The sequence below is a fragment of the Chryseobacterium sp. MEBOG06 genome, assembly GCF_021869765.1.
Lineage (GTDB): Bacteria > Bacteroidota > Bacteroidia > Flavobacteriales > Weeksellaceae > Chryseobacterium.
The window spans coordinates 1,044,834-1,065,158 of record NZ_CP084580.1; the positions used below are offsets into that span (position 1 = coordinate 1,044,834).

General features: G+C 35.5%; 23 protein-coding genes. 11 read left to right on the forward strand and 12 right to left on the reverse strand.

Going from position 1 to position 20,325, the window contains the following annotated elements:
- Positions 1 to 60 precede the first annotated feature (60 nt).
- Both LF887_RS04830 and LF887_RS04835 read left to right on the forward strand, forming a co-directional pair.
- The gene (locus LF887_RS04830; protein WP_236857671.1) at positions 61 to 2,130 is read left to right on the forward strand and encodes a TonB-dependent receptor plug domain-containing protein; all 2,070 of its coding nucleotides are present in this window, start codon (positions 61 to 63) and stop codon (positions 2,128 to 2,130) included.
- Positions 2,127 to 2,588 carry a thiol:disulfide interchange protein gene (locus LF887_RS04835; RefSeq protein ID WP_236857672.1) on the forward strand — a complete coding sequence of 154 codons (462 nt, stop codon included), beginning with the start codon at positions 2,127 to 2,129 and terminating at the stop codon, positions 2,586 to 2,588. The genes LF887_RS04830 and LF887_RS04835 overlap by 4 nt, the downstream gene beginning before the upstream one ends.
- Before the next feature lie 230 nt (positions 2,589 to 2,818).
- Here LF887_RS04835 and LF887_RS04840 read toward each other — a convergent pair whose 3' ends face one another.
- Both LF887_RS04840 and LF887_RS04845 read right to left on the reverse strand, forming a co-directional pair.
- A complete protein-coding gene (locus LF887_RS04840; protein ID WP_236857673.1) occupies positions 2,819 to 3,289 on the reverse strand; it encodes a cupin domain-containing protein in 471 nt (156 codons plus the stop codon).
- Between the two features lie 3 nt (positions 3,290 to 3,292).
- Positions 3,293 to 4,282, reverse strand: coding sequence for an NADP-dependent oxidoreductase (locus tag LF887_RS04845; protein ID WP_236857674.1), 990 nt, complete (start codon positions 4,280 to 4,282; stop codon positions 3,293 to 3,295).
- A gap of 176 nt (positions 4,283 to 4,458) precedes the next feature.
- On the opposite strand from LF887_RS04845, the gene LF887_RS04850 reads away from it, so the two are divergent.
- On the forward strand, positions 4,459 to 4,836 hold the full coding sequence (locus LF887_RS04850) for a winged helix-turn-helix transcriptional regulator (protein WP_236859471.1): 378 nt from the start codon (positions 4,459 to 4,461) through the stop codon (positions 4,834 to 4,836).
- Positions 4,837 to 5,282: 446 nt separating this feature from the next.
- On the opposite strand, the gene LF887_RS04855 is transcribed toward LF887_RS04850, so the two are convergent.
- The 4 genes from LF887_RS04855 to LF887_RS04870 form a co-directional block, all read right to left on the reverse strand.
- Complete coding sequence (locus LF887_RS04855; RefSeq protein ID WP_236857675.1) at positions 5,283 to 6,137, reverse strand: glycine betaine ABC transporter substrate-binding protein; 855 nt, start codon at positions 6,135 to 6,137, stop codon at positions 5,283 to 5,285.
- 1 nt (position 6,138) lies between these two features.
- Complete coding sequence (locus tag LF887_RS04860; protein ID WP_236857676.1) at positions 6,139 to 6,966, reverse strand: ABC transporter permease; 828 nt, start codon at positions 6,964 to 6,966, stop codon at positions 6,139 to 6,141.
- A gap of 1 nt (position 6,967) precedes the next feature.
- The gene (locus LF887_RS04865; protein WP_236857677.1) at positions 6,968 to 8,218 is read right to left on the reverse strand and encodes a glycine betaine/L-proline ABC transporter ATP-binding protein; all 1,251 of its coding nucleotides are present in this window, start codon (positions 8,216 to 8,218) and stop codon (positions 6,968 to 6,970) included.
- Positions 8,219 to 8,755: 537 nt separating this feature from the next.
- Positions 8,756 to 9,121: a DUF1304 domain-containing protein gene (locus tag LF887_RS04870; protein ID WP_236857678.1), complete on the reverse strand. Its 366-nt coding sequence runs from the start codon at positions 9,119 to 9,121 to the stop codon at positions 8,756 to 8,758.
- 64 nt (positions 9,122 to 9,185) lie between these two features.
- On the opposite strand from LF887_RS04870, the gene LF887_RS04875 reads away from it, so the two are divergent.
- The 3 genes from LF887_RS04875 to LF887_RS04885 all read left to right on the forward strand — a co-directional run bounded on the left by LF887_RS04875 (position 9,186) and on the right by LF887_RS04885 (position 10,704).
- Positions 9,186 to 9,758 (forward strand): Crp/Fnr family transcriptional regulator, encoded by a 573-nt coding sequence (locus tag LF887_RS04875; RefSeq protein WP_236857679.1) that lies wholly within the window; start codon positions 9,186 to 9,188, stop codon positions 9,756 to 9,758.
- A 63-nt stretch (positions 9,759 to 9,821) separates the two neighbouring features.
- On the forward strand, positions 9,822 to 10,253 hold the full coding sequence (locus LF887_RS04880) for a DoxX family protein (RefSeq protein WP_236857680.1): 432 nt from the start codon (positions 9,822 to 9,824) through the stop codon (positions 10,251 to 10,253).
- A 7-nt stretch (positions 10,254 to 10,260) separates the two neighbouring features.
- A complete protein-coding gene (locus LF887_RS04885; RefSeq protein ID WP_236857681.1) occupies positions 10,261 to 10,704 on the forward strand; it encodes a carboxymuconolactone decarboxylase family protein in 444 nt (147 codons plus the stop codon).
- 280 nt (positions 10,705 to 10,984) lie between these two features.
- Here LF887_RS04885 and LF887_RS04890 read toward each other — a convergent pair whose 3' ends face one another.
- The 4 genes from LF887_RS04890 to LF887_RS04905 all read right to left on the reverse strand — a co-directional run bounded on the left by LF887_RS04890 (position 10,985) and on the right by LF887_RS04905 (position 13,804).
- Positions 10,985 to 11,968, reverse strand: coding sequence for an aldo/keto reductase (locus LF887_RS04890; protein WP_236857682.1), 984 nt, complete (start codon positions 11,966 to 11,968; stop codon positions 10,985 to 10,987).
- Between the two features lie 179 nt (positions 11,969 to 12,147).
- Entirely contained in the window at positions 12,148 to 12,822 is a 675-nt protein-coding gene (locus LF887_RS04895) for a type 1 glutamine amidotransferase domain-containing protein (protein ID WP_236857683.1), read from the reverse strand.
- 80 nt (positions 12,823 to 12,902) lie between these two features.
- The gene (locus tag LF887_RS04900) at positions 12,903 to 13,190 is read right to left on the reverse strand and encodes a putative quinol monooxygenase (protein ID WP_236857684.1); all 288 of its coding nucleotides are present in this window, start codon (positions 13,188 to 13,190) and stop codon (positions 12,903 to 12,905) included.
- Complete coding sequence (locus LF887_RS04905) at positions 13,187 to 13,804, reverse strand: NAD(P)H-dependent oxidoreductase (protein WP_236857685.1); 618 nt, start codon at positions 13,802 to 13,804, stop codon at positions 13,187 to 13,189. Before LF887_RS04905 ends, LF887_RS04900 begins: the two co-directional genes overlap by 4 nt.
- Before the next feature lie 190 nt (positions 13,805 to 13,994).
- Here LF887_RS04905 and LF887_RS04910 point away from each other — a divergent pair, with 190 nt between their 5' ends.
- From LF887_RS04910 to LF887_RS04920, 3 genes are all read left to right on the forward strand, one after another.
- Positions 13,995 to 14,741 carry a metallophosphoesterase family protein gene (locus tag LF887_RS04910; RefSeq protein ID WP_236857686.1) on the forward strand — a complete coding sequence of 249 codons (747 nt, stop codon included), beginning with the start codon at positions 13,995 to 13,997 and terminating at the stop codon, positions 14,739 to 14,741.
- A 262-nt stretch (positions 14,742 to 15,003) separates the two neighbouring features.
- Positions 15,004 to 15,939 (forward strand): alpha/beta fold hydrolase, encoded by a 936-nt coding sequence (locus LF887_RS04915; RefSeq protein ID WP_236857687.1) that lies wholly within the window; start codon positions 15,004 to 15,006, stop codon positions 15,937 to 15,939.
- A gap of 102 nt (positions 15,940 to 16,041) precedes the next feature.
- The gene (locus LF887_RS04920) at positions 16,042 to 16,941 is read left to right on the forward strand and encodes a LysR family transcriptional regulator (protein ID WP_236857688.1); all 900 of its coding nucleotides are present in this window, start codon (positions 16,042 to 16,044) and stop codon (positions 16,939 to 16,941) included.
- On the opposite strand, the gene LF887_RS04925 is transcribed toward LF887_RS04920, so the two are convergent.
- Both LF887_RS04925 and LF887_RS04930 read right to left on the reverse strand, forming a co-directional pair.
- A complete protein-coding gene (locus LF887_RS04925) occupies positions 16,915 to 17,382 on the reverse strand; it encodes a GNAT family N-acetyltransferase (protein ID WP_236857689.1) in 468 nt (155 codons plus the stop codon). The genes LF887_RS04920 and LF887_RS04925 overlap by 27 nt on opposite strands.
- The gene (locus tag LF887_RS04930; protein WP_236857690.1) at positions 17,382 to 17,816 is read right to left on the reverse strand and encodes a GNAT family N-acetyltransferase; all 435 of its coding nucleotides are present in this window, start codon (positions 17,814 to 17,816) and stop codon (positions 17,382 to 17,384) included. Before LF887_RS04930 ends, LF887_RS04925 begins: the two co-directional genes overlap by 1 nt.
- Positions 17,817 to 18,178: 362 nt before the next feature.
- Here LF887_RS04930 and LF887_RS04935 point away from each other — a divergent pair, with 362 nt between their 5' ends.
- Positions 18,179 to 19,054 carry an aldo/keto reductase gene (locus LF887_RS04935; RefSeq protein ID WP_236857691.1) on the forward strand — a complete coding sequence of 292 codons (876 nt, stop codon included), beginning with the start codon at positions 18,179 to 18,181 and terminating at the stop codon, positions 19,052 to 19,054.
- A 174-nt stretch (positions 19,055 to 19,228) separates the two neighbouring features.
- Positions 19,229 to 20,287 (forward strand): NAD(P)H-dependent flavin oxidoreductase, encoded by a 1,059-nt coding sequence (locus LF887_RS04940; protein WP_236857692.1) that lies wholly within the window; start codon positions 19,229 to 19,231, stop codon positions 20,285 to 20,287.
- Positions 20,288 to 20,325 lie beyond the last annotated feature (38 nt).

The following is a 20,325-nucleotide window of genomic DNA, read 5'->3' on the forward strand; positions in this document are numbered from 1 at the left end:
TTCTCGTTAAGTTTTGTAATTGAAAAATAATTGTTAGATTTGTCTAACAATTATAATTTCATGAAGCGAATATTATTTTCTATTACTTTTTTGTCGTCTTATTGTTTTGCACAGGAGACAGACAGTTTAAGTTTACATCAAAATAAAAACATAGATTCAGCCAGAGTTTCTAAAAGGGAGATCAGGACAAGTACTATTGATGACGTAGTAGTTACCGGAACTATAAAACCGATGAGCAGATCCAAAAGTCCCGTGGCGGTGGAAATCTACGGTCAGAAATTTTTCCAGAAAAACCCGACACCAAGTATTTTTGAAGCAATAGCAATGGTAAACGGCATCAAACCTCAGCTGAACTGCTCTGTCTGCAATACCGGAGATATTCACATCAACGGTCTGGAAGGGCCTTATACCATGATCCTGATTGACGGAATGCCCATTGTAAGCTCTCTTTCAACAGTATACGGATTGAGCGGGATTCCCAATAGTTTAGTAGACAGAATAGAAGTGGTGAAAGGTCCTGCTTCTTCTATCTATGGATCCGAAGCAATGGGAGGAGTGATCAATATTATTACCAAAAATGCCTTGACGGCACCCAAACTGAGTGTAGATCTAATGACCACTACATGGAATGAAAATAATATTGATTTTTCAACCAAATTTAATGTAGGAAAGAATGCCGCTTCTTTATTAAGCTTAAATTATTTCAATTTTAAAGAAAGGATAGACCAGAATAAGGACAATTTCACAGATACCACTTTACAGAGCAGAATTTCTATCTTTAATAAATGGAATTTTAAACGAAAAGAAAACAGACAGGCAAGTTTCGCCATGAGATATCTGTATGAAGACCGTTTTGGCGGTGAAATGCAATGGAATAAATCATTTCGTGGAAGTAATGAAGTATATGGGGAAAGTATTTATACCAACAGAGCTGAAATTTTCGGATTGTATGAATGGCCGATGAAAGAACATATTGTAACTCAGTTCTCTTATAACTACCATGATCAGAATTCATTTTACGGCGCTAATCCATTTAATGCTCTTCAAAAGGTTGCTTTTGTACAAACCTATTGGGATAGAAGTTTCGGTAAACATGATATTACTGCCGGACTTACTTTTAAAAGAACTTTTTATGATGACAATACGCCGGGAACTCTTGCTCCGGACGGGATAACCAACGCACCTATGAAGTCACCGATTTGGGGAGCCTTTATTCAGGATCAGTGGGAGATTAATGATAAAAACACCTTATTGATCGGATACAGATATGACTATGATAAAATCCATCATTCTGTACATTCACCAAGGTTTGCATGGAAATTTTCCCCAAACCCTTATCATACAATGCGCTTCAATTTTGGAACAGGCTTTAGGGTAGTCAATTTGTTTACGGAAGATCATGCTGCACTTACGGGTTCCCGTGAAGTGGTTGTGAAATCAGATTTACAGCCGGAAAGATCAGTTAACGGTAATTTGAACTATATCTGGAAGATTCCCGTAGGAAACCGTATGCTGAGTCTTGATGCTTCTGCATTTTATACCTATTTCAGTAATAAAATCGTTGGTGATTTTGATTCTGATCCCGATAGAATCATTTATGATAATCTTCATGGATATGGAATTTCCAGGGGAGCTTCCCTGAATGCAGATTTCACTTTTCAGTTTCCTCTCAGTGTTAATCTGGGAGTCACTTACCTTGATGTATACCAGAAATTCGATAATGAAAATCAAAAGACCCAGCAGCTGCATGCCCCCAGATGGAGTGGAACTTATAGCCTGAGTTACAGGCTTCCAAATAATCTGACTGTAGATTTCACCGGACAGTTTTACGGACCAATGAGACTTCCGGTTTTACCTAACGACTACCGTCCTGAATATTCGCCATTCTATTCTCTTGCTAATATTCAGGTTTCAAAAAGTTTCAAATCCGGATTCGAAGTGTATTGCGGGTTGAAAAATTTGTTCAATTTTACGCCTAAAGATCCTCTTATGAGGCCATTTGATCCCTTTGATAAACATGTTGATGATCCAGTGGGCAATCCCAATCATTATACCTTTGATACAGCTTATGGCTATGCGCCCATGCAGGGTATCCGGGGATTCCTGGGAGTGAAATACACTTTAAAATGAAAAAATTAGCTTTATTTTTAATGTTAGTGCCCTGTTTTTATCTGTCTCAGATGAAGACAGGCACTTTTTCTGAACTTGAAAATTGGCAGAAAAAAGATCCGAAACCAATTGTTATCCATATTTATACAGATTGGTGCATGATCTGTAAAATTGAATCTTTTAATCTAAATAAAGATAAAGAATTGGTTGACATGATGAATGAACATTTTTATTTTATCAACTTTGAGGCAGAGAAGACAAAAGAAAAGATCCGGTTTCAGGATCATGAGTTTAATTATTTGTCCAATGGAAGTTCAGGAATTCATGAGCTGGTATTAGCACTTTCTAAAAATAAAAACCAGCCTGTTTATCCGTTGTGGATATTTCTTGATAAGCATCAGAGTTTAGTATGTTATCATGAGGGGCAGATGACGTCTGAAAAAATGAAGCAGAAACTGTTGGAAATTTCGGCTTTGTAATTGAATGTTATTTATATATTATTTCTCACAGATTACACAGATGTTTATGTAAAATCTGCGTGAGTTTTTTTAATGTTTCTGGGGTTTGTTGGAAAATGCGAAGGCGCAAAGCTTTTCTGTTTTTAAGTCGCAAGGATTTATAATTTATAGATCATTTCTTGCGTCTTAAAAATAACATATAATTTATTCTTCTTTGCGCCGTTGCGTTTTCCAACAAAATAAATTTTAATTTAAATCCCCGCATCTATCAACACTGCCAGTTGAATGCACGGTTCATCAGAACGGTTGCTCCATGCATGGTTGGTTCCCCTTTGAATAACGATGTCACCCGGTTTCAGCAGAGTCTCTCCTTCATCCATGATCAGATATAATTCTCCTGAAAGAATGATGATGTAATCCAGGGTTGGAGTTTTGTGCATCATTGGATGAGGTTCTCCACTTTTCCATTCCATTCCTAAGTCTTCATCAGGAGGAACCACAACATACCGGAAGTAGGTTCCGTTTTTGGGGGTGTGCGGAAATCCTGTATTGGGAATTGTTGTTTCAAAATCTAAGCTTGCCGGCATCTTTTGGGTATTCCATACATCAGAAATGATCAACCCCGGAAAATGTTCCACAGCGTTTTCTGTTTGCTGGTCTTCCATGATAATGGATTTTCCGTCTTTAATTCCTGTTACAATACGTCTTGGTATTTTGTTCATAGATTAATGTTTCATGATAAGTTTATGACCTTGTGTCTGATTGTTTTTTAAAATAGTATGAGCCCGCAAAACCGTTTCCAGAGAAAGGCTTCCAATGATTTTATACAGAGGGGGAGTAATAACATGGGTTTCAATGAGTTTTTTTATTTCCATTAAACTGGCTTGGTAATAATCATAGTTTCTGATCATACTGTAAGCATAATTGGATATGTTCATAATCAAAGTTCCTTTATTGAAAAGGAGTTCATGAGCATATTTAGTAACCAGAGCAGTTACATCTACGTAGGTTCCATTTATTTTTAAAACTTCTGCAGTGACTTCTGCCATATAATTTCCTACCAGATCAATTCCGTAATCGAAAGGCTTGCTATTATTGGATTTTAAAATGTTTTCGGTAATATTTTCTTCTTTATAATTGATGATCTGATCATCTTGTAAACCCATATTGAGCAGAATCTGTCTGTTTTCTTCACTTCCAACAGTAGCTGTGATCTGCCGGATGTCATGAGCTAATAACAGTTTGATTAAAAATGAACCTACCCCTCCGGCAGCACCTGTTATAAGAATAGAATCCTCCGGATGCAGTTCCAGGCGGTTAAAGATCTGTAAAGAAGTCATTCCTGCTGAAGGAATGGAAGCTGCCTGTTCAAAAGAAATATTTTTTGGTTTGAGTGAAACAATAGCATCAGGAACTGCAATAAATTCTGCATAGCTTCCGTTGCTTCCCATAGAGCCGCTGCCACAATATACTTCATCTCCGATGTTGAACTGAGTAACTGCACTTCCTTTTTCTACAATAATTCCGGATAATTCCCGTCCTAATATGGGGGAACTGATTAATTTACGTTCCAATTCATTTTCCAGCATCTGATAATCGATAGGATTAAAACCGCTTGCTTTAATCTGAATTAAAACTTCATGGTTTTTGGGGTGAGGTTTCTCAGAATGACCATCTTCAAGCTGAAAATTTTTATTTAAAATGACTGTTTTCATAGGTAGATATTTATTATTTCAAAGGGTATGTGCCATCATAGTTTCTTCATCAGTATTGATGTTTGAGAAATTATGAAGATTTGATATTGCTAATTGGAAAGACAAATGTAAATACGGAATAGTTTATATTTGCTACTAGTTAACTAATGGTTACTAGTTACCTTCATGAAACTATTATGGCAAAAATTATTGAAAACGGGATCGAAAGAGAAGCAAACTGTACAGAAGAGTTGTTTGCTATGCGTGACAGTCTGGATGTGTTGGGTGGAAAATGGAAGCTGATGATTTTAAGATATCTTACCAACAGGCCGGATCAAAAGATTCATTTTAAAAAACTGGAACGGAGTATTGAAGGAATTTCTGCTAAAATGTTGAGTAAAGAATTAAAAGAATTGGAAATCAATTTGTTGGTTACAAGAACTATACAGGATACCAAACCAATCACTGTAACTTATGCAGTAACTGAATATGGAAAATCCGTATTTCCTGTTACTGAAACATTAGTAAATTGGGGACTGCTTCATAGAGAGAAGATCAAAGAGTCGATGAAGTAGTTTTGATTGTTTGGAGGGTGCAAAGACACAATTTTTTCCCCTTTTATTAATTCCTTGCTATAATAAAGTATTAAATTTCTTAGCGCCTTACAGATTACCAACAGATATTGTTTTATAGAGAGAAGATCAAAGAGATAATGATGTAGTTTCAATAGGTTGGAAAACGCAAAGACGGAAAGTTTCCCATTAAAGATGCTTTAAGGCAAGGATTTTATCTTCGATAAAATTGTATACTGTTGAATACGAGTTTAACCAATCTTGCTGATTATAAGATGATATTATTAAATTCACTTTTGACTTTTTTATTGTCAAAAAGTATTGTTTTAAAGTGTGTTATAAAAACGGAGAGTACTTCCGAAGTATAATTTAATCAATAAAAAAAATCCTCAGTCTAACCCGAAAAGTAGAGTTGAGGATTTTTAGTAATACGAAATTGTATCGTTATATTAATTTTTATCTAACCATGATTTTACCAGTTCAGAATGATCTTTTGCCCATTCTTTAGCAGCGGCTTCTTTATTTTTACTCTGTTCCATTTTTATTAAAAGATCTGACATATTTTCATCATCCAAATGGAATTTGGAAAAGAACTTTGCCAGTTCCGGATGATCTTTATCAAAGCTTTTTCGGGCATATGTTTTAATCTGCTCTGCTTCACCGAAGATCTTTTTTGGATCATCAAGAAACTTAAGCTTCATTTTACCAAACATCCAATGGGGCTGCCATCCTGTGACCACAATCCACTGTTTACGTTGTATGGCATTCTGAAGCTCGGTGATCATCGCAATGGTAGAGGAGTTGATCTGTTTATAATCCAGTTTATAATCAATAATCGCTTTATCTGTTCCAGATGCTAATCCCGCTCCTTTTTCAATTCCAATGATTCTATGACTGAATTGATCCTGATATTGTTTTAGTTGTTCAATTGAATGAATAGGAACATAGTCCGGAACTACCAATCCTATACGACCGTTGTCGTAGCTTGTTCCGAGATGAGTTAATTCTGGAAATTTAGCTAATTTTTTAGCATGTGTATGTGGGAGCCAGACTCCCATGAAAAGGTCTGTATCTTCATTATTCATCGAGGCCAGAATCATATCTGTAGAGGCTTTTTGAATAATGACATGATACCCCTGCTGGTCCAAGATAGCCTTTGCAAGGTGTGTCATCGCAACATCTTCTGCCCAGCCATCTACCATTCCTATGGTTATATACTTAGAGTTTTTTATATTTTCGCACGAATTTAATGTTGCAAAAATCATCATTAACACGGGAAAAAATAGATATTTTAACTTTTTCATTTTATTGTTTTTTCTTTACAAATCCCTGGGTAATCCGGTCGAGGATAATGGCTAAAATCACTACGGATAAACCACTTTCAAATCCTAATCCGATATCCAGATTATTAATTCCTTCCAGTACTTTTTCCCCTAAACCGCCTGCAGCAATCATCCCTGCAATAACCACCATGGATAAGGATAATAGTATCGTTTGGTTGATCCCTGTTAAAATAGTTTTCATAGCTAAAGGAAGCTCTACTTTAAATAGAATCTGACGGCTGGTCGCTCCAAAGGCCCTTGCCGCTTCTACAATATCTTTCGGAACCGCTTCAATACCCAATGTTGTTAGTCGCACGGCAGGCGGCATTGCAAAAATAATCGTTGCAAAAGCACCGGGTACTTTCCCGATACTGAAAAATAATACTGCAGGAATCAGGTAGACAAATGCAGGCATTGTCTGCATCAAATCCAGTAAAGGGCGTATGATTTTTGCGGCTACTTTGCTTTTTGCCGCAAAAATTCCCAGAGGAATAGAAAAAATCAGGGCTGTAAGAGTTGATACAAAAATAAGCGCCAGGGTTTCCATGGTTTCTTTCCATAATCCCATTAAAAATATTAAACTCAGTCCGGCTGCGGTTACCACAGCAACACCTTTTCCGGCTTTCCATAATGCCAGTAGTGTAAAGAAGAGAATAATAACATAAAAGGGAGTGTTTACAAGAACCCATTCGATCCCCATGATGGAGGAGTTTCCTATATGTTTTATGACATCAAATACAGGTTTTCCATTTTCTGTGAGCCAATTGATTGCAGTTTCTACATATTGACCTATATCTATAGTTTTATTCATCTTATTGATTGTTTGCGATTTCTTTTAATTCAATGATTTCTTCTTCGTTAAATTTCGTAGCCTCTATAATGAGAGATAATTGGGTAACAAGACCTAGAAATTTATTGTTTTCATCTACCACAGCGATGGCTGATTTACTTCCGGAAATTAATGGTAACATTTCTTCAACGGTAGCTTCAGGGTAGACAGAAGGCACATTGCCGTTTATAATTGATTCTACGGTTGGTTCTTTCTTTTTTGCAATTTGAACCACGTCCTTAAGCGTTACAAAACCAAGAAATTTATTTTGAAAATCTACGACAGGTAAGTTTTCTAAGCCTGTTGCTCTCATTTTTCTTAGGGCCCCTTCAGGGCCGTCTTTTCTAAAACGCACTACAGTCGCTTTATCGAACATCAAAGATCTGGCGGTGATAATTGTTTTGCGGTCCACTTTCTCTACAAATGCTTTTACATAGTCACTTGCAGGATTGGTTAAAATATCTTCAGCTGTTCCTATCTGTTCTATGACACCATCTTTCATGATGACAATACGGTCTCCGATTTTAATGGCCTCGTCCAGGTCATGCGTAATGAAGACAATGGTTTTTTGTAATGTATTTTGCAATTCAAGCAACTGATCCTGCATTTCAGATTTTATCAAAGGATCCAGTGCCGAGAAAGCCTCATCCATAAGCAATACTTCAGGATCATTAGCCAAAGCTCTTGCTAATCCTACTCTCTGTTGCATTCCTCCTGAAAGTTGGGAAGGATATTGGTTTTCGAAACCATTTAATCCCACAATATCCAGTGCTTTCTGTGCTTTTTCATCACGGGAAGCTTTATCTTCTCCTCTGATTTCCAGTCCGAACCCTGCATTATCCAGAATCGTATGATGGGGCAGCAGTCCAAACTTCTGAAATACCATACTCATCTCCGTTCTTCTTACTTCCAGAAGCTCTTTATTGTTTTTGCTGGTGATATCATCATCATTGATATATACTTTTCCTGAAGTGGGTTCGTTCAGCCTGTTAAGGCAGCGAAGTAAAGTAGATTTTCCGCTTCCTGACAACCCCATGATCACAAAGAATTCACCTTCATAGATTTCAAAACTTGCTTTGTTGATTCCTATGGTGCATCCTGTTTTTTCAAGAATTTCCTTTTTGGAAAAACCTTTGTCTAAAAGTTCCTGAGCTTTTTCTTTGTTTTTACCAAAGATAATGGTCAGATCTTCAACTTTAAGTTTTACTTTTCTAGTGTTTTCATTTTTTTCCATATTCAGATTTTTTTGATTAATAAATGATATAATAAATTGTATACCAATTTATTATATACGATAAATTTAGTTATTCTGCTGCTGGTCATGTAAAATAAATTACTGAGCTTATAATGACAAAAGCTTTTAACAAAAAAATATTACCATAAGGACCCAATGGCCTTATGTTTATTTTAAATATTTCAATAGATTATACTCTAGAAAAAGAGTGTATTATGTAAAAATAGGTTAATATCTTACATAAATTTTACAATTAAATTACTGATGAAGTAATTAAAGATATGTGTACAGAACAACTTGAATTTCTACATTTCATCAAAATGCAGGCCAATAGAAAAAACCTGTGTATCAGTTTTTTATGACGGTGCAAAGGTACAAATTTTATATTAAATGGATTTTTGAGACGTAAGGAGCTGGTTTAAAGACTGGTTATGGAAGGGTGAATTCACAACAGTTTTTCTCATGATCATTGAAGATAGGAGTATATTGAGGATCCTAATATTTAAAAAAAATTCTTTAGAAATATGACTAATTAAATTACCTCAGTAAAACAACAATAATAGCCAGAATAGCAGGTAAAGCCTGAACGAAAAATATTTTCTTCGTTGCAGAAATTGCTCCATAGATTCCAGCAACCGCTACGCATCCCAAAAAGAATAGGGCCACGTTAGTCTGCCATTGCGGATCTTTAATCAAAAACGACCATATCAGTCCGGCAGCCAGAAAACCATTATAAAGTCCCTGATTAGCCGCAAGTCCTTTAGTAGGCTTAAACATTTCGGCGGGCAGAGCAGCTTTGAAAACTTCCTTTCCTTTGGTTTCCCATGCAAACATTTCCATCCAGAGAATATAAAGATGTTCCAGAGCAACAACAGCGATAAGAATTTTGGCTACGATTTCCATGATTAAATATTTTGTCATTGTAAAACTAAAAAAATAAAGTTAAGTTTGGTTACTAAATTTTAAAATGGAAACTTTCAAAGCGCATTTAGATAAATTCATTACAATCAATGAGGAGGAATTTGCTTCCATCATTTCTTTTTTTCAGGTTTTAAAAGTAAAAAAGAAAGAAAACCTGATGCTTGAGGGTGATGTTTGTAAGTTTAAATATTTTGTTTTGGAAGGATGTCTGAGAAAATTTTTTGTCAATGAAAAGGGAGTAGAACAAACCACAGAGTTTGCTATAGAAAACTGGTGGATGTCAGATACTTTTGCTTTTGAAAAACAGATGAAGTCAAGTTTCAATATTCAGTCTGTAGAAAATTCTAAAATCTTAACCATTGATTTTCAGTCTCAGGAAGTTCTATTGGAAAAGCATCCCATTATGGAACGCTATTTCAGAATGGTATACCAAACAGCTTATGCTGCTGCCGAAAAAAGAATCCGTTATATTTATGAGATGACAAAAGAAGAATATTATGTGCATTTCAGTACATTGTACCCTTGGTTTATCCAAAGAATTCCGCAATACTTAATTGCTTCCTTTTTAGGTTTTACACCAGAATATCTTAGTGAAATCAGGGCGAAATTACGTTCTTAAACCAGTTTAAGATTTTTACGGATCAGAAACCGGAAATTTGTCATGTTATTAAAAGCCAATACAATGACAGATACAAAAAATCAATTTCCGCAGCTATTTTTGAGACTTGCTCTTGCCGCAACCATGCTTTCTGCAGTAGCAGACCGGTTCGGGCTATGGAGCAAAGAAAATTCCTCATGGGGAAATATGGATAGTTTCAGAATGTATACAAGAGAACTTACTTTTTTTCTTCCGGAAACTTTAAGTGCTTTTTCAGCTTATGCAGCAACTTTTTTGGAAATTCTTTTTCCATTGATGCTGATTGCCGGGTTTAAAACCAGAATTGCAGCCTACGGAAGCAGTATATTATTGTTGATTTTTGCCCTGTCAATGACTGTTGCAATGGGACCCAAAGCACCACTTAATTATTCTGTATGGGTAGGGAGCGCTGCTGCTCTTTTATTGGCGGTCCAGCAATACTATTCTTTGAGTATCGATCAATTAACCAAAAAATAATATAATAATGAGCGCAAGATTAAATATTGCAACAGTAGATTCAGCAGCTTATAAAGCTATGTTGGGATTGGAAGGATATCTTCAGACCACTTCTTTAAGTCATATTCAGAAAGAACTGATAAAAATAAGAGCTTCCCAGATTAATGGATGTGCTTTCTGCCTTGATATGCATACGAAAGATGCCATAAAATACGGAGAAACTCCACAAAGAATTTTTATTCTGAGCGCATGGAGAGAAGCAAAAGAATTATTTACAGAAGAAGAACAGGCACTTTTAGCGATGACTGAAGAAATTACTCTGATCAGCCAAAATGGATTAACAGAAGAAACGTATCAGAAAGCCATTGCTATTTTTGACGAAGCTCAGATTGCACAGATTATCATGGCTATTATTACAATCAATGCCTGGAACAGGATTGCAGTTAGTACTCATCTTCCGATTGCAAAATAATATCTGTTTCAGACTATTTACTTATTTATTTTAAAAAAAGAGTTTTTCAATTTTGAAGAACTCTTTTATATGATAAGTTATAGGGTAATAGAATTAAAGACTTGATTTTCGTGGTTTATCGTTCTGATTGATAATGATCCAAGCCTGGAGCTATTCAGAAAATTTATTAATTCAAACGTTTTTGATTGATTGTTTTTCATTGTTTATAATTTATGAAATAAGAGGAAAAAAAACAGGTAAATCATCTCCTAGAAAAAGACAGTTTACCGGGGTTTCCATATTATATTTCATTCAGAGCAGAATTGATGGAGTTCAATTCTTCCTGAGACAGGTCAATAGACATTGCTTTTGCATTTTCAATCGCCTGCTGTGCATTTCTTGCTCCTGCTAGTACTACCGTGATTGCCGGCTGCAGGGCCGTCCATCTAAGGACCAGCTGTGAAAGGGTTGCTCCTTTGTCCTGAGCGATAGGTTCAATTTTTTCTAAGAAAGTTTTTACTTTATTTAAATCAAACTGTGAAAAATAACCATTTCTGTGATCGTTTTCCTTTAATTGAGTTTCTTTGAAATATTTACCTGTTAAAAGACCTCTTTCCATCGGGCTGTATACAATGATTCCTGAATTGTTTTCCAGAGAATAAGGAACCAGATCATTTTCAATAGCACGGTTCAGCATGCTGTAAGAAACCTGATTACTGGCTAGCGTAATTGTTCTGGCGGCTTCTTCCATTTGTGCTATGCTGTAGTTACTTACCCCCGCTGCAAGGATTTTTCCTTGTTGGATCAATAGTTCCATCGCTTCCATTGTTTCACTGATTGCTGTTGTATTGTCTGGCCAGTGGAGTTGTAAAAGATCAATATAATCTGTACCTAGTCTTTTTAAACTTTCTTCAACTTCTTTGATGATGTTTTCCTTAGAAGCCAATTTGTAGACGGGGATTGTTTTTCCTTCGTCCTGAGCATCAAAGAAAAATTCTCCTTTTCCGTTATTGCTTCCGTCCCATACCAAACCGAATTTTGTCAATAGTTGGATTTTTGAACGGTCTTTTCCTTTAATGGCCTCACCAATCATTTCTTCACTCAGTCCGAAGCCATAGAATGGAGCCGTGTCAATAGAAGTTACTCCATGATCCAGTGATGCGTGAATAGAATTGATAGAATCCTGTTTTTCATTACCGCCCCACATATTTCCCCCAATGGCAAAGGCTCCGTGTGTAATTGTAGATAATTCTAAGTCCGTATTTCCTAATTTTCTGTATTCCATTTTTTTATTTTAAATAATAAGCCGCAAAAGTCACAAAAGATTATTTTTCTATATATAAAGTTTATTTTATGACGTTTAAATGTTCTGTACATGAAAGTTCATATAAGAAGAAAATCTTTTATTCTCATGATCATTTAAATTTCAGAACTTTTGTGACTTTTGTACTTAAAAATTATATGTTATTTGTTTAACTCTTTTAATATTGCTTCTCCAACACTCTTTGCAGACTGCGGATTTTGCCCTGTGATCAGCCTTTGATCAGTCACCACATGATTTTGCCATAGTCCTGATTTTTCAAATTTGGCCCCTCTTTCTTTCAACTTGTTTTCCAGTAAGAAAGGAACTACATCTGTTAATTTTACTTCAGCTTCCTCTTCATTGGTAAAGGCATTGATCTTTTTACCATCCACGAGGTATTTTCCGGTATTCAGTTTGATATTCACCAAGCCTGCCGGGCCATGACATACACCTGCCACAATACCTCCGTCTTCATAGATTTTTGAAGCAATAGCCGCCAGTTCTGTATTATCAGCAAAATCCCACATCGCACCATGCCCTCCTGCATAGAAAATAGTTGAATACTCTTTCGGGTTAACTTCAGCTGGGGTTAAAGAATGGTCAATTTTGTCTTTGTATTCTTTGTTTTCCCAGAACTCCTTATTCACAGGATCTTTCAAATCGAACCCATCTACAGGAGGAGTTCCGCCTTTTGGACTTACAAAATCAATTTCATAGCCCGCTTTGTGAAGAACTTCCCACGGGTGAGAAACTTCGCCAAGGTAATATCCTGTGTTTTCGCCTGTATTTCCTTTTTTATCATGACTGGTTACGACGAACAAAATTTTCTTTTTCATATGATTAGATTTTTGGTGTTGCGCATTGATAAATCCTACGGTGAGAAGGATAAAACATAAAAGTGACAGTTTTTTCATAGTTAAATGATATGAGTGGTATAAATCTGAGGTTTTTCCTGAAGTTTTTCATCTACCAAAGCTCCGAAAGCCTGAATATAAGGCTGCTGATTATGCTGTTCCAATCCTTCTTTACTTTTCCAGATTTCGTAGAATACAAATTGGTTTTTGTCCTCAATTCCCTGGTGAAGGCTGTAGAGCTCACACGCTTCTTCTTTTCTGGTTTCTTTCACCATATTCTGAAGAACTTCCAAAACTTCTTTCTGATGTTCTTCTTTTGCTTTTATTACTGCTGTAAGGTGGATTTTCATGATACTAATTCTTGTTTTAATTCTTTTTCAAATACGTTTTTTACATGTTCTCTGTAAAGTTTCATGTCACGTTCTATATTGGCATTTTTCTCTACATCATGGAAATGGAAGCTTTCCATCTTTTCCAGAGAAACAAAAGCATTCATTCTATGGAATCCAAATAATGGTCCATCATCTACACTTCTTTCGCTAAAAAATTCTCCGGGAAGCGTGAAAGCTGTTGCAGGAGCATTCCAGCTTGTAGTCAGCATATATTTTCTGCCGCCCAGCATTCCTCCTGTACCATAATTAATCTCGGGATTTTCAGCATTTCTTCCATCACTCATATAAATTCCTTTTGCATGTCCTGCTGTGAAAACTTCATCGATATATTTTTTAAATCCGTTTGGAAGCTGAAACCACCAGATCGGGGTATGATAAATGATATAATCAGCCCATACAAATTTCTGGACTTCTTCATTTTTGTCATAGTATTCACTTACATTCGTTATCTTTACCTCTACATTTTCAAATTCTTTAAGAACTGCTAAAGTGTTCTCTGCTATAGTTTGATTATATTTTCCTCCGGAATGTCCGAAATTCTGTCCTCCGTTGATAATTAATACTTTTTTCATTTTTTGATGATTGTTTAAATTTTACTCTGCAAAGTTAGGAGGGATTATTGTATAATAAAAATAGTATAAGTTATACATATCTATTATAAAAATAATAGATTAAATTTTGCTATTTGTGTAAAATATCATATTGCTCGCTGGTCACGATTTCATTGTTCTCTTGTAAATTTGTTATAATAATAGAATGAATATGATACAGATTGCAGTTTTTAGTGATGTGCACGGAAATCTTCCCGCACTGGATTCGGTACTTAAGGATATAGAAGAAAGAGGAATTCATCAGAAATTCTGTTTAGGTGATCTGGTAGATTTTGCACCGTGGGGTAATGAAGTCACTGAAAAAATAAAAAAAATGAATATTCCTTGTCTCCTTGGAAATCATGACGAAAGAATTGCTTTTGATATTCCTGTAGTTCCTTTATCTAAGCATTCTGAAGAAGAAACGAATGCCAGATTTGTAGCGATTGATCATTCTAAAAAACATATTACAGAAGAGAACAAAAAATTTTTATCAGAGTTACCTTTTCATTTAAAATTAAACTATAAAGTAGGGAAGAAGCACTGGAATATTCAGCTTGTTCATTCCAGTTTATCAAGTAATGATACCTATCTTTATGAATCGGAAGATGATGAGGTTTTTGAAAATATGCTGAAAGACTCACAGTCTGATATTATTGTGATGGGGCATACTCATTTATCCTTTAAAAAAAAGTTTGAAAATGGCAAATGGGCAGTCAATTGTGGTTCTGTAGGTAGATCGAAAGAAGAAAACCGCCTGGCTTCTTACCTTATTCTTACCATAGAAGAAGAAAGAATTTCTCCTGAAATTGTACAGATAGCGTATCCTCTTGCAGAAACTGTCCGTGGAATTGAAGAAAGTGATATTCCTGATTATTATGCCTTTTTTTTAAAAAATCAAAAAGTGTCGGAGATCTAACGATCGTTTTGGGTCTTTCAGAGACAATTTATTCAAAATTTTCTTATCATCCATTATTTTAAAAACAGACGATTTATATTCTTTTTCAGGAGTGTAATCTTTTGATATGTAGTACTTTGTGATTATTCGGACTTTGATTTGTATGCATTCGGACTGACTTTATCATTAAAATCAGTCCGACTTTTTTTATCCGGACTTCTATGAACATTATCCATGGCATCTTTGTATCAGATTATTCAAGTCAACTTAAAATTTAGAAATCATGAAAAAAACAAGCCTTCTTCTTTTTGTGCTATTATCAGTATTTTGTTTCGCACAATTACATAAGGGAAAAATAGATACCCTGCTTACTCCGGAAATAGGAGGAATAAAACAAGCCATCGATATTAAAACAGATGATTCCCGAAAACCCATCCTTCTCTTTTTATCAGGCGGACCGGGAAGTTCAATGAGGAAAAATGCGGATTCTTTTACAAATATTTTAAAGGATAAATTTACTATTGTTCAATGGGATCAGAGAGATGCCGGAAAAACGCTGGAACTAAATCCTTCACCCGTTCAGCCTTCAGTGGAGCTTATGGGACAAGATACTTATCAGGTGATTAATTTTTTGAAAAAAGAATTAAAACAGGAAAAAATATATATGTTAGGGAGTTCCTGGGGAAATGCTTTAGGTTTTTATATTGTTAGAAATCATCCCGAACTTTTACATGCCTATTTTGCGGTAAATCCAGTTGTCAGCCAATTAGAAAGTGAGAAAGAATTGCTCATTATTTTAAAAGATTATTTTAAGGAAGATCCGGTTGCCAGTAAAGAACTGGCAGATGTACATATTCCTTTTACAGTAGATGAAGATCTGTTTTATTTAAGAAAATGGCTTTTTTATAAAGATGGAAAACAGTATGTAAAAAGTGAAGATTTCAAGAAAGGCTTTCTGCAATGGTCAAAAACATGGTCACCAGCATGGAACGAAGTTATGAATATTGATCTTCCAGAAACTTTAAAGAAAATAAAGTGTCCTATTTATTTCTTTGTCGGAAAAAATGACATCCAAACCTCCACCAGAATTACAACTGGATATTTTGAAAAAGTAAAAGCCCCTAAGAAAGACTTGTTTTTATTTGAAAATTCCGGACATCAGATTCATAAAGATGAACCGGAAAAGTTCCAGAATACAATTATGGAGGTCGTAAAATAAGAGCTGGATTGAAAATTTACAGGCAATAGATGATGTGTTAAAATTAGTATCAGTATTATAATTATTTTGTAAATTTGCATCAGAATATTAATAATATAAGTTGTGGTCAATTTAGAATGGTATCGTACTTTTAAAGCCATATATAAAACAGGAACCCTGACAGGAGCAGCCGATGCATTGTTTATTTCACAGCCAGGAGTAAGTCTGCATTTAAGTTCCCTGGAAGCTTATGTCGGCTATAAACTGTTTGACAGAACAGGGCGGAAAATGATCCCGACAGAAAGAGGAAAAGTCCTGTTTAATGCAGTTGCAGAACCTATTACCAAACTGGAAGATGTAGAGAAAAACTTTCAAAAATCTACTGAAAAACATACCCCAACAATCAGCGTAGGAATGTGTTTTGAAACTTTTCAGACGACTTTAGAACAATATGTTTCTTCGCTGTCTTTCAATCTGATTATCAGTTTCGGAGAATATCCGGAAATGCTGGATCAGCTGGATAAAGGAATCCTTGACCTTATCATCACGCCCAAAAAAGGATCTTCACCTAACATAGAACATGAAGCATTTTCTTCGGAGCAGATTATTCTTGTAGGCGGGAAAGATGTGGATACAGCAGCATTCAGTAAAGTACTTAAGACTAAAGATGCTGAGCAGATAGAAGAATGGCTGAAGAAAGAAAAATGGTATGGAACTACAGGAGATATGGAGCATCTTTTCCAATTTTGGACGTTGAATTTCGGGCATAAACCGAATTTTCGCCCCAATTATATTGTACCCAACCTGAACTCAATCATCCGTTGTCTGAAAGGAGGGACCGGGCTGGCTGTTATTCCGGACTTTTTATGTAAAAATGAAATTGAAAGCGGGGACGTCAAGCTGGTTTGGGAAGGGAAGAAAAAGCTGGAAAATACACTGTATTTCGGATGCCGAAAAAAGACGAATTATCAAACGGAAATAGACCATATCAAAGGATTATTCCGAAAGGTGATGAGTAAGTAGAACCATATCACACATTTGTAAACCGTTTTCATAGATAGGTTCAGGATAATTTTCAATAAAGAAATTCTTCCTTACTCCCGTTTTTAGAAATCCGTTTTTCTCATAAAATCTGATCTGTTGGAACCCAGTGTCTGAAGTTCCAACGGTTAGTTTTTGATAAAGTTTTTCAAGGGCAATCCTTTTTGCTTTATTGATCAGAATTCTCCCTATCCCTTTATTTCTGTAACTTTCAATGACCGCAATATTTTTGATTTCCAATTCACTATTACTGTTTCTGTAAAGTGCCATTACAGCAATATTGTGCTCTCCATCATAAAGCAGATAAATATCACAATTGAAAATATACTGATCTATGGCTTCGGTAGTTTCATCAGCCAACAGCAAAAGTTCATAAGGAATTTTCTCTCCAGGTTTAACGATATTGAAAGTGAAATTTTCCATTAAAGGCTCATATGAATAAGCGGATAATTTTTTCCGGAACCATCTTTCTCGGATCTTCCGGTTTTTTTGAACCCCATTTTTTCATAAAACCCGATTGCCTGCGGATTTTGTTCATTCACATCCACTTTACTAAGGTCGGTTTTCTCTTTCATAAATTTGTAAAGTGCCTTTCCATAACCTTTTCCACGGTCGTTATTATGAATGAAAAGCATTTCCAGATTTCCTTCTGCTACAGAGGCAAAACCTTTAGCATCACCGTTTTCTGTAATTAAATAGACTTCCAGATTCGGAAGATAATCTCTTGGAATGGCTTCTTTGAAATAATTAAAATCTTCTTCCGCAAGAAAGTAGTGGGTAGCCTGTACCGCTGATTCCCAGATTTCCATAATTCTTGGATAATCTTCAGCATCGGCAAGCCTTATTGAATGTGACATGATTTGAAATTTGTACAAAAATAATAAAATTGGGGGAAGTGAGGGGAAAGGGAAAAGGGGAGAATGAAAAATTGAAAATGGGAAAAAAGGGAATTAGGAATTTTGAAATTCATAGATTGATGATGAAATTCTTTTACTCGAAGCCATTATAAGACCAGCTTTGTCGGAAATAAATTTAAAATCCTTGTCTTCTTACTTTTTTCGATATCATTTTTATCCTTATAATTCGAAAAGACAATAAGTTAAAAAGCTTATTAAATAACAATTTTTTAACAGGAACAGTAAAATTGGTAGGTAGAAGTTCCGATTTTTTGTTGCAAATTTGTTTAATCACTTTATATTAAAATCAAAAATAAACGATTATGCAAAAGAAAACCTATACAGGGCAGCCTGTGGTAACCTTAAATAACGGAGTGGATATTCCGGCTTTAGGCTTTGGAGTATGGCAGATGGAGGACTTGAAAGAATGTGAGAATGCAGTCATCAAAGCTATTCAGACAGGATACAGAATGATAGATACTGCGGCTATTTATCAAAATGAAACAGCGGTAGGTATTGCGGTAAAAAATAATGGAGTAGACAGAGATGAACTGTTTATCACTTCAAAAGTATGGGTTCAGGACCATGGCTATGAAAAAGCAAAAGCTGCTTTCCAGAGAACATTGAACAGATTGCAGATGGATTATCTTGATATGTATCTTATTCATTGGCCTTATGGAGACTTCCTGGGAACATGGAAGGCTTTGGAGGAACTGTATAAGGAAGGAAAAATCAGAGCAATTGGGGTATGTAATTTTACCGTTGAAAAACTGGAGGAATTAAAAGCTAATACTACTGTTTTACCGGTAATTAACCAGATTGAGCTGCACCCGGTATTCCAACAGAAGGAGCTGCAGGTGTACGACAGAGAGAACAATATTGTAACACAGCCTTGGAGCCCTCTGGGAAATGGAAACGCCAATCTTTTAAGTAATACTGATTTAAAAGCTATTGCAGATAAATATGGTAAAACTGTTGCTCAGGTAATCTTAAGATGGCATTTACAGGAAGGATTTGTTGTAATTCCAAAATCTGTTACTCCGTCAAGAATTGAAGAAAACTTTAATGTATTTGATTTTAAACTGACAGAGGATGAAATGAATACTGTTCGTTCATTAGACACAGGAAAAAGATTATTTTTTGATCCGAAAGATCCGGAATGGGAGCAGAAAATGCTGAATTCGGTAGCGGATATTTAATGGTTAGAAATTATAAATTAGTCCCGCAGATTTCATAAATTTCACAGATTTAAATTCTGCGTTATCTTTGAAATCTGTGGGATTTTCATTTAAAACAATCATTGTGAGCAATATAATCCCTTTGCGGGGTTCCAATTGCTTATTTGCAGGTAAATTTTAAAAAAAATAATTCTTATGTTTTGGCCGGATACAATCAGTAAAAAACTAGGGATACAATATCCTTTAATTCAGGCTCCGATGTTTGGAGTAAGTACAACCCAGATGGTTGCAGCAGCGGCAAAAGCAGGTTGTTTGGGATCATTAGCTCTTGCAGATCTCTCTGCAGACCAATCTGCAGAACTGATCAGAGAAACGAGAAAGCTAACTGATCAACCTTTTGCCGCGAACATTTTTGTGCATCATATTCCTGAAATTACAGATGCTTTTAGAGAGAAGTTTATTAAAGCCAGGCAGTTTTTAGAACAACTTACGAAAGAAAATAATATTGAAGTCAGTTTTCCTGATCTCGATGATCTGAATGTAAAAAGTTATCATGAACAGGTAGATGCAATTATTGAAGAAAACTGTAAAATACTAAGTTTTACATTCGGGAATCTGGATGATAAAAGTATTCAGAAGCTAAAGGAAAATAACGTCACTCTTATAGGTACCTGTACTTCGGTAAAAGAGGCTGTGATTTTAGAAAAATCGGGAATTGATATCATTTGTGTACAAGGAACAGAAGCAGGAGGGCACAGAGGTACCTTTGATCCGGATCATATTCCACAAATCGGAGGTCTGTCTTTGTTATCTCAGGTTTATGATCATGTAAAAGTTCCGTTGATTTATGCCGGAGGAATTTATAATTCAAAAACTTTACTTGCCGCTAAAGACTTAGGAGCGCAAGGCTTCCAGCTAGGCAGCCTTTTATTGGCTTCTAATGAAAGTGCGTTAATGCCTTTTGAAAAAGATAGGCTTAAGCGGGTAGAGGAAGAGGAAATAATGCTGACAAAAAGTTTCTCTGGAAGATATGCCAGAGGAATTAAAAATAAATATATAGAAGCTGTTGAAAATACAGAATATATTTTACCTTATCCTTATCAGAACAAATTGACCAATGCACTACGTAAGGTATCAAAGTCTTTGAGTAATCCGGAATTTGTTAGTCTCTGGGTTGGACAGTCGATTCATGATTATAGTGAGCTTTCTACAGAAAAAATACTGAAGATGCTTATACAGGAAGTAGAAGTTTAAATAAAATAAAGAAATCCTTTCAGAGAATGAAAGGATTT